This window comes from Streptomyces sp. NPDC005808 (genome assembly GCF_042871385.1).
In the GTDB taxonomy this organism is placed as follows: Bacteria; Actinomycetota; Actinomycetes; order Streptomycetales; family Streptomycetaceae; genus Streptomyces.
The window spans coordinates 21,580-34,750 of sequence record NZ_JBIAIK010000022.1; the positions used below are offsets into that span (position 1 = coordinate 21,580).

Consider the following 13,171-nt stretch of genomic DNA (forward strand, 5'->3'; position numbering starts at 1 on the left):
CACGAACCCGCCGGCCCGCGCAACCCCCCCAACCCCCCCGTTTTTGGGCTAACCCCCCCCCCCCCCCCCCGGGGGGGGGGCACTACCAGGCACCACCCCCCCCCACCGCGACCCATGCGCTCGCAATCGGTTTTCGATAGCTTCCCGCCATGTATGTGCAGATAGATCCCCTTGAAGCGTGGGAGAGACTGCGGGCCAGTCGCTCCGATCGGCCGGGTAGGGCGAGCAGCGGTGCGCGGGCAAAGACGTACTCCACAGCGCTGGAGCAGGCGCAGCAGATGTTCCGGGCGGCTGAGGTCGTGGGTCCGCAGACCCGGCCTCTGTTGGTGTTCTACGGCCTGAGTCAGGCCGGCCGCGCGATCGCGGCCGCGGCCGTCGATCTCAAGGGCGAGGACTGGAACCTGATCTCACACGGCATCCATGCCTCCGGCTACCACAGGGACTTCGCCGACATCGAGATCCGCACGGACCCTGCGGGCACTGCCGGCAGCTTCGTACGACTCAGCCAGCTACTCCAGTCGCCGCTCTGGGGCAACGACACGGTGGTGCGGCTGGAGGAAATCTGGGACACCCTCCCCGCCAACCTCCAATACCCGCTGAGCGGCCGGGCGCGGCTCACACCTCTGTACGCGGCCACGACCTCAATCGACGACACTGACTTCCACCCGCTGCTCACGGTTGACGTGGGCGATATCCCGGACCGTGTCGTGGACGACGGCGGCCGGGCAGCACTGGACGAATTCCTGAAGAGCTACCCCGGCACCACCGGGTACGAGGACTTCGCCCGCCGCCGAGTGGGAGCCGAAGAGGGCCCGAACTACCGCCGTCACAACCCGGACGCCGGCTGGCTGTCCATGCACTGGCAGATGCCCTCCGAGACCGGTACGGAAGAGCAGCGCCTGGAACGCCTGGACACGATGACCCGCAACTACGCCTCGCACTGCTACTTCTTCCCTGCTGTTGCCGACCTGCCGCGAGAACTCCACCCACTGATGGCGTGGTGGGCAGTGCTGTACGCGCTGTCGATGCTCGCCCGCTACCAGCCCGCCCAGTGGGCGAACCACATCAACGTGGACGGCAGTCGGCACGCAGTGCCGATCGAGAAGATCCTGGAGCGGGCCATGGAACACCTGCCCGTCCTGATCGCCGACACCATCAAGGAAGTCGCCACCTGGCCGTAGACACTGCCAGGACACCACGCGGCCCTGCCAGCGCCGCACTCTGCCGGACTCGACGACCGGTATTGGGAATTCATTTGAGGGCCCGGCGTCGAACGCGGATCTCACGAAGGGTCAGATCACGTCGCATGCCGTCTCTAAGCTGGCTGCTTGGGTGTCAATCGGGCGTGGAGGTGGGGGCGTGCAGGTGTTGCTTCGGGTCGCTGGGGGCTCGTCAGAGGATGAGGCCCGGTCCTTGCACGACTGGTTGCTTCTGGACCGCAGCGTTCGCCGTGCCGGGCGCATCGAGTTGGTCTCGTCGTCACCGCCCGCCCCTGGCCGGCAGGGAGTGGCGATCCTCGACCTGGTGTCGCTGGTCCTGGCCAACGGAATCAGCGCCGCCTCCCTGGGCGTCTCGATCGCTACCTGGCGGACCACCCGGCCACAACAGCCCACCGTCACCGTCGAACGGGCGGACGGCAGCAAGGTGACGATCGCCGGGGCATCGCCTCATGAAGCGCAGCGCCTGCTGGAACAGCTCCTCGGCGAACAGCAGTAGGGGCGGCTGTGAGCAGGCTTCCCACGCCCACAAGATCTCGCGCCCTGTTCATCGGCGTGGACAGCTTCGAGAGCCTGGAGGACCTGCCGGCGGTGGAGCGGAATCTGTCCACCCTCGTCGACCTCTTCGCCGACGACGTGTGGGAGCTCGGTGCCTCGCACTGCACCCAACTCCTCAATCCAGCCTCGGTACGCGAGATGGATGAGGCGATCTTCCGCACCGCGGAGGCGGCCTCGGACACACTGCTCCTGTACTACGCCGGACACGGACTGCTCGACCGCAAGGGCCGCCTGCACCTGGCGCTGCCCGACAGCAACGAGCGCTCCGTCCACTCGACGGCATTTCCCTACGACTGGGTGCGCATGGGACTAGCAGCCAGCAGCGCCCAGCGGTGCATCGTCATCCTGGACTGCTGCTTCAGCGCCCGCGCCATGGGACTGCAGGCGTCTCCTTCGAGCATGGTGGAGCTGGCCGAGGCCGAAGGGACATACGTCCTCGCGGCCGCCGCGGAGAACGCCTTCGCCCTGGCTCCGCCAGGCGAGGCATACACCGCATTCACCGGAGCCCTGGTGGGCGTGCTCAGCGACGGCATAGCCGACGCCCCACAACTCCTCGATCTGGACACCGTCTTCATGGGGGTGCAGTCCATCCTCAGGCGTCAGGGCCGCCCGGATCCGCAGTGTCTGGGCCGCAATCAGATCGGGCGCACGCCGTTCGCCAAGAACCCTGCCTACCTGCCGGATCAGGCCTACAACGTGGAAGGGTCGATTCACGGCCTGCACCTCGCGACCAGTCTGGCCGACACAATCCAGACCGTCGCCGAGGGTGCGGTGAGCGGTCTGGGCTACGAGCTGGCCAGCGTGCACCTCGTGCGCCCAGACGGTGATCTCGTGGCCGCCGCGCTGGCAGGCACCACTGCCGACGAGGACTGGGCCACGGGGCAGATCGACTCCCGCGCTTCCTGGGACCGCCTGCTGAACAGGAGCGAGGCCTGGGGCGACCTGCGCTTCCTGCCGCACTCCAGCAGGAGGGCGCGCCGCTTCGAGGACGAGTGGCACCCCGCCGACCGCCTCTTCGCCCCCATGTACACCCCCGGCGCCTCCGGCCACAGCAGCGAACTCATCGCCGTCCTCTCCGTGGACAGACCGCGCAACGGACGGCGGCCCAACCAGGAACAGCGCGAGGCCCTGCAGTCCTACGCATTCCACGCAGGCCTAGCCTTCAGCAACTCCCGGCTGCGCGCCAACATGCAGCGCGCACTTGTCCGCCTCGAGCGGGAGCAGCAGGCGCTGCGGGCCAGCGAGGAGAGTTTCCGGCAGGCCTTCGAGAACGCCCCCTCCGGCATGGCCATCGTCGAGATGGGCGGCGACCAGCACGGGCGGATCCTCCGCACCAACGACGCACTCTGCCGCCTGCTCGGCCGCCCCGCCTCCGCGATACGCCGCTACTCCTTCTCCGACCTCGTCCACCCCGAGGACATCAGCACCCTCCTGCGGACCTCGGCGGAGGGCGGCCGCGCCGAACTCAGACTGTGCCGCCGCGACAACACCTACGTCTGGGTGTCCCTGCGCAACTCCGTCGTCGCCGACGCCGCCGACGGCCCCCGGTTCCTCCTCACCCACGTCGAGGACATAGAGGAACGCAAGCGCCGCGAACTCCAGTTGCTGCATCAAGTCAGCCACGACGCACTCACCGGCCTGCCCAACGCCACCGAACTACGCCTCCGCCTCAGCTCCCGCCTGTGCGACGACCCGCACAGCCCCGCTGGTGCGGGCTGGGACACGGGCGGCACCACCTCCCACATGCACCTCACGTCACCCGAGAACACCGCAGATCACGGTGCCAAGGGCCTGGCTGTCCTCGTCTGCGACCTCGACGGCTTCAAGTCGATCAACGACCGCTTCGGGCACCACACCGGCGACATGACGCTCATCGAGGTCGCCCGCCGGCTCACCGGTGCGGTCCCGGACGGGGGCGCGGTCATCGCCCGGATCGGCGGCAACGAATTCGCCATCGTCACCGACGGACTCACCCGCGCCGAGGCGCAGGACCTCGCCCTACGGCTACGGAACGCGATCATCCCGCCCATCACGGTCGACGGCCAGGCCTTGCGGGTCGGCGCCAGCTTCGGCATCGGATGGGCACACTGCGGCCCGACCGCAGACGAAGTACTGAAGTCCGCCGACGAACAGATGTATGTCGAGAAACGGTCACGTCCCAGACAACATCGGCCCGCGGGATGACCTGCCGAGGCAACCCGGGACGTCCTGACTTAAGAGCTAGACGCGCCCGCTCCCGAACACCCCGGACAGGCACAGCCCTGGGCACCGGGACATCATCAAGGCCGTTCAGCGGTCAGCGCCGAGAGGATCGACCGACGCCGGGCGACGGGGCGATCGAGCAGGTCGACTCGCCCAAGTCCGCATACGGGACCAAGCGGGCCAAGCCCGCCCGGGAACATCGGGCCCAGCTCGCGGAGTTGAGCCTCGGATAGTCGGCGTAGGGGTGGACAGTTCGGCGGGACGTCACGGGCGGAATCGCTCGATAGCATGCAGCACCCGCCCGGCCGATGTGCGGGCTGATCACGCTCGAGGAGCCTTTGTGTCCAGTCGTATCCAGCCGGTCCGCCCTGGCGATCCTGATCACATAGGCCCATACCGCGTCGTCGGGCGGCTCGGGACGGGCGGCATGGGCACCGTGTATGCCGCGCTCGATGCCTCTGGGGTGCGGATGGCAGTCAAAGTCGTCCATCCCGCCCAGGCAGCCGACGACGAATTCCGGGCACGTTTCCGTCGGGAGGTGCGACTTTCCAGACAGGTGACGGGTCCCTGTCTGGTGCCGGTGCACGATGCCGACACCGACAGCCCGTCTCCGTGGCTGGCCACTCCTTTTGTGCCCGGACCCACGCTCGACCAGCACCTGGCCGCCAGCGGCGCCATGCACGGGGTGCAGCTGTACGCGTTGGCCGCCGGAACCGCGGCCGCGCTCGCCGCTGTACACCAGGCGGGCATCGTACACCGGGACGTGAAACCGCAGAACGTCGTTCTCGCCCCGGCCGGCCCCAGGGTGCTCGACTTCGGCATCGCCCATGCCCTGGATGGCACCTCGGTGACCCGCACGGGTGTGATGACCGGCACCCCCGGATGGATCAGTCCCGAGCATTACCGCACAGGTGAAGTGGGCCCCGCAGGCGACGTATTCGCCTGGGGCGCACTCATTGCCTACGCCGGAAGCGGGCGCCTCCCCTTCGGCACCGGCGCCCCCGATGCCGTCGCCTTCCGCATCATCTCCGCCGAACCAGACCTGCAGGGCGTGCCCGAGGACCTTCTATCCCTGGTCGAGCAGGCGCTGGCCAAAGAGCCCGGCGACCGGCCGACCGCCGCCGAACTCAACCGCACCTGCACCGCGCTGCTCGCCTCACAGGCCACAGCCGCTACCCCACGCGATCAGGAGCAGCCGACACTCAACTCCGATCTGGTGAGCGCCCACTGGGAACTCCCGTACGAGGACGACGCCCCCTGGCCCATCACCGCCCCACCGCGCCGCCGGAGCAAGCTGACACTCGCCGTTCTAGCGGCCGCTGTCGTCGCGGGCGTCGCCGGTGGAGCCATCGCCGCATCGGTCAACTCCGGGGCCCGGCCGGATCAGACCGCTTCGTCCGCGCCGAGCAGCCAGTCGAAGACCGTCGGCCTGCCGGCCACAGGGGAGCCGACCCCCAGCGGGGAGTCCAGCACCGCACCGTCCACGCCCTCCCCCACGGCCGCGACCATGTCCGCGAAAACCCGCACGCCATCGCCGCCAGCGGCCCCGCCGTTCACTTATCTGCCGGACCAGCTGGACTGCACCCCCCGAAAACAAGCAGAGGTCGACGGCGCTTGGCAGTACTTCTCCGCAGGTGACGTCCGGGCGGGAGACGCAGTGGAACTCAGTCTGCGCAACAAGTACGGCAACCTCGACCCTGTACAAGCCGAGATGGGCGTCCTGGCCCGCATCTACATGCCCGACGGCACCTCACGGCTGGCACGAACAACCGTGCGCTCCGACACTCCCGCCACCGTGGTCTGGCCCGGAGACTTCCCAGGAGCCACCGCTCATTACCCACCAGGCACCTATACGGTGCTCTGGTCGGCTGGCGACGGCTCACAGCGTTTCATCACCTGCACCGGATTCACCGCCCAATGACCGTCCGGTGCCGGTCTCTGGCACCGATCACGGATGCTGATCCCGGGCCACGTCTACCGGGAGTGCGCACCGAGCCGCGGATCCTGAGTGGACAGAAGGTCCACCTCGAGGAGCAGGGTCACGAGTATGCAGAAGCCCAGCTCATCGTGCTTGGAACGCCGATGCCACGGGCTGGCTGCAGCCCGACCAGCCTGCCTCCGCAGGGTAGGAGTCCGGGCCTCGAACGGCTGCGGGCCGGGCGATGTGACCTGGAAGGCGTAACTCGGCGGGATGGCAGCCGTGGAGCATGGGTATAGTGCAGGCAGTACCTCTTACTCAGGCACAGGGGCCCCGCCGATTCGTCGGCGGGGCCCCTGTATTTGTGCTGTCAGGCCACCTGCAGGTTGGGGCGTCCTTCCGCGGGGGGCACTGAGGCGTAGGAGGGCAGTTTGAGGTTGGGCAGCTCTCCGGCCTTGATGTTCACAATGGCCTGCCGGAACGCGGCCTCCATGGCCTCGGGGCTCTCGTACTTGGCCGCGAGGGGGTGCAGCCGGTAGGAGTTGCCCTTGCCGCCGTCCTCGTTCTTCGGGCGCAGCACGATGTTGAGGTCGCACAGCGGCGCGATGAGGTTGCTGACGGCCTGGGGGGTGACGCGGTACTCCTGGGCCATGTCCTTCTGCCTTATGGGCAGGTGGCCGCCGAAGTCGGATCGGTAGAGAAGGTAGTTGTAAAACTTCACCGAGGATCCGGAGATCGGGAGCGCCCAGATGCGCTCTGAGACGACCGGAGACAGCACTTCAGCCATCGGTATCCCTTCCTCGTGGTGTGCAGCGGGCTGGTCGGTGGACGGGTATCACCCGGTGCGTTTCCCTCTGTTGTAGTTGGGCTGCTGGGTGAAGCCGAGGTCCAACTCCTCTTGGTGCACGTCGGGTCCGATGGCGTTGGGGAAGGCCTCCGGATCGCTGTCGTGCTGGGAGGCGATCTGTTCGAGGACGGCGTGTTGGGCGGTGCTGTTCCCGTGGAACCAGAGTTTCACGTTCAGCTGGATCACGCCGTTGCCGGCCTGCTCGACCCACTTGTAGCCGACCAGGGCGCGGACTGCGCGGTTCACGGTGGAGCGGGTGATCCGCTTGCCGCCCTTTTTGTCGGCAAGCTTGTTGAGTCCGTCGGTGATCTCTTGCTGGGTGTACTGGGTGATTCCGGTGCCGCGTTCCTGTCCGCCGGCAACGTACAGGAACACGCACAGCTGGGACTTGGTGATGGAGTTGGCGACGGCGAGCTGGGCCAAAAGCTGCGTGAACCAGTTACTGGCCAGGCTGTAGCCGGCGTCGCCCGCCATGTCGTGCACGGCCCGGTGGTCGGGCTCGTACTCGAAGGTGACGTTCTTCAACTTGCGGCGGTCGCGTGGGTCAGCGCTCGGGCTGGTCTGGCCGAGCTGCTCGCCCAGGACCTGCAAGAGGTCGTCGAAGCCGAGGTCCTCAGATGCTCCGCTGGGGACAACTCGGGGTCGTGGGCTCCGGGGTGTTGGTGGATCAGATGTCACAGGACCTCCCTTGTTACTCAGGCGCTCCAGAGACTAGCCCAAAAATCAACCAGGGCTTGTCTTTTGATGCAGCGGCGCGCCGACGAGCCCACCAGGAGTGCTTCCTTCTGCGTGACACCTCAAGAAATCAACGAGGCGTAGAGATTCAGCGCCGCCCGGCCACACCAATCAAGCGGTACTTGATTTCCTGTGTCCCAATGACGGCACACTGCCCGCTCGACAGCCCGCCGAGGTGGCCCCTTTCCGCGTCTCGCTCCACCGCCCTGACCTGCGGTGTTCCCCGGCGCAACCTGGGCCACCATGAATCAACTGTTGCTTGAGTTTCCAGGCCAAACGTGCTCGCCACGTTGACATTTCAGGGCCGCAAACGTGCTCTACAGGACACCATGATCCATCTAAAGGCGCAGGTCAGAGGCATATCAGCGCGGCCGCTTCTTATTAAAGAACACCCACCGCGCAGTCCGTTTCTCTAGTCGGGGCCGTCGACACCGCAGTCGGCAAGGCACCCATAACTACCCGCAGCCTGCTCGAACAACCCATCGTGGACCTGTACCACCGAAAGCGAGCCCCGACGTCGGATCACACAGGCACTCAGGCACGGAGGCCACCTGCACCACTTACCCATCCCAGCCACGCCATCTGTTGTTCTAGGCCGTCTCCTGCACCTTGCCGGAGCAACGGCCTTGGCACCGCCTACGAGGACAAGAACGACGTTGATTGCAGACCCCGAGCCTCCGCAGCCGCCTATGCCTCACCTCACGCGCTTAGTCGACGTCGACAATCGCAGGCCCCGTGTCACCTGCCACCAAGCAAACCCTCGATGACGCCGTGCCCGTACGACACCCGCCCGGCGAGCGGGCGCACCAGGTGCCGCATCGACGGCCCCGCTGAGTAGCGGAGCCGGCCTAGGCGCAGGTGGAGCGGGGCGCCGGGAACAAGGACACGGAAGCCGTCGGCCGCTGCTCCGTCTCACTCTGCTTGACGTCCAGTCGTGGCACGGAAACTCGGCAGCATGGCTGCGTCTTCGCCATCTAGGCTGCCCGGATGGCACGTTCATGGACACGGCTGCACGAGTTCCTCGGCTCTTCTCCAGGACCGGTGACCTACGAGATGGTCGCCGACGCCGTGCGGCGCAAGCTCCGCGAGAGCGACGACCTGGACTGGAAGGAGACCCTCCCAGCCACCTCGCCGGTCAAGGGCGAGTGGAACGAGTTCGCCAAGGACGTCGCCGCGATGGCCAACACCCGTGGGGGACTGCTCGTCTACGGCATCAGCGACACCATCGATATGGTCGGAATCGACCTGTCTAGCGTCGATGACAAGCAACTCGGCCAGTGGCTGCGTGTCCACCTCCAGCCCGCCGTGAGCGGCGTCAGCTACCTCCAGCTGCCCGCGACCGACGGCAGCGGCAAGGACGTCCTGGTCGTCGACATTCCCGCCAGCGAGACCGCACCGCATTTCCTCTACGGATGGCAGCAGAAGGACAAGGACAAATCGACGTTCAACGCGCCCTTCCGGCACCGGGACGACACCGCCTACATGGCAGAGCACCAGGTCGCCGGCGCTTACAGGGAACGCTTCACCCGCCAGGACGCGGCGGAAGCGGCCCTGGAACGGCACGTCCGGTACGCGGCGGATCTCGTTCTCGGCGAATCGGAGCACCGCCCTACCGCCTGGCTGATCGTCGCCGCCCGCCCGGCCAGACCCATCCCGCGTATGGTGCCTGCGCTGACACGGGAGGAAGCACGATGGGTCATCGAACAGGGAGCAACGCGGGCCAGGAAACTGATCGATGGCGCTTTTCAGATGCCGCGGCTGCTGGGGCCGCAGCTTTTCCCCCATCTCCTCAGCAATGACCCCCGCAGGGGGCTGCGGCGCTGGGTGGACACCAACCTGCTCGTCCCGGCGCGCGCCACCCGCCGGCGCGGCGTGCTGATGGAACTGCACCAGGACGGCACCGTCGTTGCTGCTGTCGACCTCTCCCACGATGCTCTTCCCGCGGACCGTACGACAACGGCAGTGGAACTGCCCGTCGCCTCCTGGCACCTCATCAGCGCGGTCTTCGAGACCATCGCGCTCGCCCACGAGAACCGCCAGGCCCTGCACGCGGACTCCTCGATGGACCTGCAGGCCGTCCTGCAGACCCACGACACCGACGCACGCTTCACCCCCGTGGTCCTGGACTACGGACGTCCCGACATCGCCGAATGGGCGCGGCAGCCGTCCATCATGCAGCCCGCCCACGGCGAGTTGACGCCCTTCGCCGACGATGCGACGCTCACCGCGGCAGCCCGTGAGCTCGCCGAAGGACTGCTTCACCAATTCGGGATCGACATCCCAGGCTGAGGCGTCGGCCTGCGGGGATGGCGGTCAGTGCTGTTTCACGTTTCGGTGATCAGGTGTCTCCGGAGGCGATCTATCGTTGCGAGAGGCGTGCCGTACGAACGCCTTGATCCAGCAATGAACCAACTGGTCCTTCTGCACCATCAGTTGCAGGGGCTGGCCGTATCCCTCCCTCCTGAACAGTTGGCTGGAGGTGACCCGCAGGAGTCCGCCCTACGCCAGGAACTTGCCAGCGATGTCTTCAAGCTGTTGGAGGACACCGAAGCAGCCGTCGATTCCGGCGAACCGGAAGAAGTCGTTGTAGCCCTGGCCAACGCAGCCGGCTGACTCGCAGCGCAACTGCGTGACCGGGTACTGGACGAGGCCGTGGCATCCAGCCCACCTCCGGATCGCCCGATGTGATGCACGGTCTGTCGGCGTGACGACAGTGACGGTGTCCGCTGCCTCATTCAGGCGTGTCCCATCCCCGCCCGCAGCTCCGCCATGCGGTCCATCAGAACGCCGAGGACCTGGCGTCGCGCCTGTTCCGCACGACTGAACGTACCGTTGAGCCGCGACAGCAACTGCCCGTTCGGAGTCCCGCTGGATTGTGCGGCCTCATCCACCAGACGCCCTACCTCCTGGACGCTCTGCATGTAGGCGTACAAACCCAGTGTCTCCGGCGTACCCCTGCTGTAGTCGCGCGAACTCGGGGAATGGACGAAGCTCAGCCCGTACACCTCGCACCGGTCCGCGGCCGTCCTCACCTTCTTCATCGCGTCCGGCAGCTCACCGAGGCCGACCGGACGGCCGTCGCGCACCGCTTGCCGGGCGTCGTCGAGGAAGAGCAGAAGGTCGCGGGTAGCGACGCGCAGGTCCCTCCGGTCGAACTCGTCGACGTTACGGGCGCGTTGCTCCTGGAGCCGGGCGTGCCGGCCGGTGATGAGAGGCACCACGACCGCCGCGGCGCCACTGACAGCTGCTCCACCGAAACCGCTCAGGAGTGCGAGGCTCAGTTGATCCACGGAGTCATCGTGGCGGAAGCGGGCGGCAGTGTCCGGTGAACTCGGCGATCTGCGGGCGAGCGCCGGGTGTCGGTACGGTGGCGGCCGCCATCAGTAGGCCGCCGAGACGGCACGCTGGGGCATACGGACTGTCACCCTTCAGGGGGACATGCGGGCTGCCGAAGAGTCGATAAACTTCCTGCACGTTGCGTGCCTTGGGGGCACCGTGGGCGAGCGAGGAGATCAACGTGCCGACCACTACTTCGGTGAGCGAGGAAGAGCTACGCACCCTGCTCGCCGAGCGCAGCGGTCTGCCGGCGGACTCGCTCTGGGTTCCCGTCCATCTCGCGCCGCGTACATTCGGGACGTCCTGGCCATTGTCGGGAACCCGGGCCGAGGAAGTGCTGTCCGGCCTGCTCGACGGGCTGCGCCGCGTGCTGCCACCGCCTCTGCACGACGATGAGGACGGCCACGGACGGCGCTACGTGTATCTGTCCGAGATCACCGGCCGCTACGAGCGCTGCGACACCCGCCGCATCCTCGACCGTATCCACGCGGCCGGAGTAACTCCGGCGAGGCAGGACTTCGACGGCGAGGACTACGATCCGCGGTCAGAGCGTGGGTGGGGCGCTCGTCCCTCCGCTGTCGCCGATCGTGGGGGCACGCCGTCCTGGACCTGGTGGCGTGCGGTGCGCGAGGCCGGACCGCGGCCGTTCTACCAGATGCCCGACCCGTACGTCGGCGAAGGGGCACTGCCTGTCGACCGCGCACTTGATCTGCGGGAGGGCACAGGGAACGACGCGGCCTACCGTGAGGCACTGCGCGCAGCCGTGCGCGAGGACCCGCGGCAGATCGACTGCTGGGCGCACCTGGGCAGCGACGCGTTCACACGTGCCGAGACAGACGACTCCGCCTTGTCCGAGGCCCTGGGCTTCTACCAGACGGCCGTCGCCGTCGCAGAGCTGTCACTGCCGCCGGCGTTCTCCGGTGTTCTGGCTTGGAGCGAACTGAACAACCGCCCCTTCCACCGGGCGCTGCACGGCCTTGGCCTGACGTGGTGGCAGTTGGGCGAGCCAGAGAAGGCCGCGGCGGTCTTCGGCAACAGCCTCTGGACCAATCCCGACGACAACCAAGGCATCCGGTACTTGATCAAGCAGGTGAGAGCAGGCGTCCCGTGGCATCAGCACACCGGTGAATAGACCCTGCGAGGCAGCCGTCCGAGTCGGCCCGGGAGTGCGGACGCGGACGTGCACCGTTTGCGGCTCACTCTTCCAGTCTCAACGAACGCCCGGCAGAACAAGGCGGCCGACGGCCGGCGTGCATCGCGCGGTCGGCCGGAGAAGGCGGCTACGGCGCCCAGACCATCCGCAGGACGACGCTGCGGCGCACCCCCGCATCCAACAACGCCTGCGCCCGATGCTGGCCGTTGACGTAGCCCGGCCCGCGGGCGGGCTGGATCGCGTTGGCCACGCTGAACAGCGAGGCCAACGCCTCGATCTGCCACCTGCTCACCCCGGCCGCGGCTGCGGCTGCATGGGCAACGGCGTACTCCCCCATCTCCTCCGGGGCGACTGACTGCGCGCGGGCCCGCTTCAGCACGTCCAGCGCCATTGCACTGACCGCGTGCCAGTCTCCGCCGTGATACCAGCAGCACTCCCGGGTTCCTCGTCGGGGCAGGACCTGGCGTGCCCAGCGTTGCCTCCACGTCACGCCGGCCCGCATGCATTGCGACTCCCTGAACGGGCGTGGCCGGGCGAGGCGGACCACCGCGAACGCCTCGAACACCAGCTGCGGTTCAGGCTCTTCGGGACGCGGAACGTAGCCGGCGCCGCGGTCCTCGTCGACCCGTGCGCCGACCAGTGCCTCCAGTTGCTCCGCAGTGATCGTCGACCAGCGCGGCTGCTGCGGCCGGTAGGGCCGCGCCTTGGCGAACCTCACCCGCTGGAAGCCCGTCGACAGAGCCGTCCCGCCGGAATCCAGGTGTCGCTGCACCCACACGGGCGGCAGTTCCTCGTCCGGGCAGTACCGCTCCCACACCGCGCCGGCGAACGCCTCCGCGGCGTTCGTCAGCCCCATGCCCTCGCCCATCACCTGGGTGACCACGGCGACCGGCCGCGCCCCGGCCGAGGTGAACAACTGCAGTCGGCACGTCGAGGGATGCCCCGAGGGAGCCAGCACGCTGAGCATGTGCTCGTCCACGCTTAGCCGGCGCGGCGCCGACAGTGCGTCGAGGTCGTCCGGCTCCCGCCGTGTACCGGTGGAACGGTCATCGTCCATCCCCGGATCATCCCCGACCAGGCGCACCGCCAGACCGCCGGAACCACGTAGGCGCCAACCAGTGGCGGCGCCGGCGCAACGATCCGATGGTCCGAAAGCGCGCCCGCCACCAAAGGCCGGGCCTCGCAGGTGAGGTCACCGAACCTCG

At 67.7% G+C, this 13,171-nt stretch carries 10 protein-coding genes and 2 pseudogenes; 8 read left to right on the forward strand and 4 right to left on the reverse strand.

Annotated features, from left to right (window positions below; all coding sequences use genetic code 11):
• Window positions 1-149: 149 nt before the first annotated feature.
• From ACFYPC_RS33760 to ACFYPC_RS33780, 5 genes and pseudogenes are all read left to right on the forward strand, one after another.
• Window positions 150-1,181 (forward strand): YaaC family protein, encoded by a 1,032-nt coding sequence (locus ACFYPC_RS33760; protein ID WP_391890776.1) that lies wholly within the window; start codon window positions 150-152, stop codon window positions 1,179-1,181.
• Between the two features lie 184 nt (window positions 1,182-1,365).
• Window positions 1,366-1,716: a hypothetical protein gene (locus tag ACFYPC_RS33765; RefSeq protein ID WP_391891001.1), complete on the forward strand. Its 351-nt coding sequence runs from the start codon at window positions 1,366-1,368 to the stop codon at window positions 1,714-1,716.
• Between the two features lie 8 nt (window positions 1,717-1,724).
• Window positions 1,725-2,363: pseudogene (locus ACFYPC_RS33770) on the forward strand (caspase domain-containing protein); the annotation flags it as partial.
• Window positions 2,364-2,492: 129 nt separating this feature from the next.
• Window positions 2,493-3,959, forward strand: a pseudogene (locus ACFYPC_RS33775) (diguanylate cyclase domain-containing protein); the annotation flags it as partial.
• A gap of 358 nt (window positions 3,960-4,317) precedes the next feature.
• The gene (locus ACFYPC_RS33780; RefSeq protein ID WP_391890779.1) at window positions 4,318-5,898 is read left to right on the forward strand and encodes a protein kinase; all 1,581 of its coding nucleotides are present in this window, start codon (window positions 4,318-4,320) and stop codon (window positions 5,896-5,898) included.
• A gap of 367 nt (window positions 5,899-6,265) precedes the next feature.
• Here the strand turns inward: ACFYPC_RS33780 and ACFYPC_RS33785 are convergent, their stop codons facing one another.
• Both ACFYPC_RS33785 and ACFYPC_RS33790 read right to left on the reverse strand, forming a co-directional pair.
• Window positions 6,266-6,682, reverse strand: a complete 417-nt coding sequence (locus ACFYPC_RS33785; RefSeq protein ID WP_391890782.1) for a hypothetical protein — start codon at window positions 6,680-6,682, stop codon at window positions 6,266-6,268.
• A gap of 48 nt (window positions 6,683-6,730) precedes the next feature.
• Window positions 6,731-7,333, reverse strand: coding sequence for a hypothetical protein (locus ACFYPC_RS33790; RefSeq protein WP_391890785.1), 603 nt, complete (start codon window positions 7,331-7,333; stop codon window positions 6,731-6,733).
• 1,131 nt (window positions 7,334-8,464) lie between these two features.
• Here ACFYPC_RS33790 and ACFYPC_RS33795 point away from each other — a divergent pair.
• Both ACFYPC_RS33795 and ACFYPC_RS33800 read left to right on the forward strand, forming a co-directional pair.
• Window positions 8,465-9,766 carry a helix-turn-helix domain-containing protein gene (locus ACFYPC_RS33795; protein ID WP_391890788.1) on the forward strand — a complete coding sequence of 434 codons (1,302 nt, stop codon included), beginning with the start codon at window positions 8,465-8,467 and terminating at the stop codon, window positions 9,764-9,766.
• Window positions 9,767-9,853: 87 nt separating this feature from the next.
• Entirely contained in the window at window positions 9,854-10,090 is a 237-nt protein-coding gene (locus tag ACFYPC_RS33800; RefSeq protein WP_391890791.1) for a hypothetical protein, read from the forward strand.
• 122 nt (window positions 10,091-10,212) lie between these two features.
• Here ACFYPC_RS33800 and ACFYPC_RS33805 read toward each other — a convergent pair whose 3' ends face one another.
• Window positions 10,213-10,767, reverse strand: coding sequence for a hypothetical protein (locus tag ACFYPC_RS33805; protein ID WP_391890794.1), 555 nt, complete (start codon window positions 10,765-10,767; stop codon window positions 10,213-10,215).
• Window positions 10,768-10,994: 227 nt separating this feature from the next.
• On the opposite strand from ACFYPC_RS33805, the gene ACFYPC_RS33810 reads away from it, so the two are divergent.
• Window positions 10,995-11,945: a tetratricopeptide repeat protein gene (locus ACFYPC_RS33810; protein ID WP_391890797.1), complete on the forward strand. Its 951-nt coding sequence runs from the start codon at window positions 10,995-10,997 to the stop codon at window positions 11,943-11,945.
• A gap of 148 nt (window positions 11,946-12,093) precedes the next feature.
• Here the strand turns inward: ACFYPC_RS33810 and ACFYPC_RS33815 are convergent, their stop codons facing one another.
• A complete protein-coding gene (locus ACFYPC_RS33815; protein ID WP_391890800.1) occupies window positions 12,094-13,023 on the reverse strand; it encodes a hypothetical protein in 930 nt (309 codons plus the stop codon).
• Window positions 13,024-13,171: the final 148 nt, after the last annotated feature.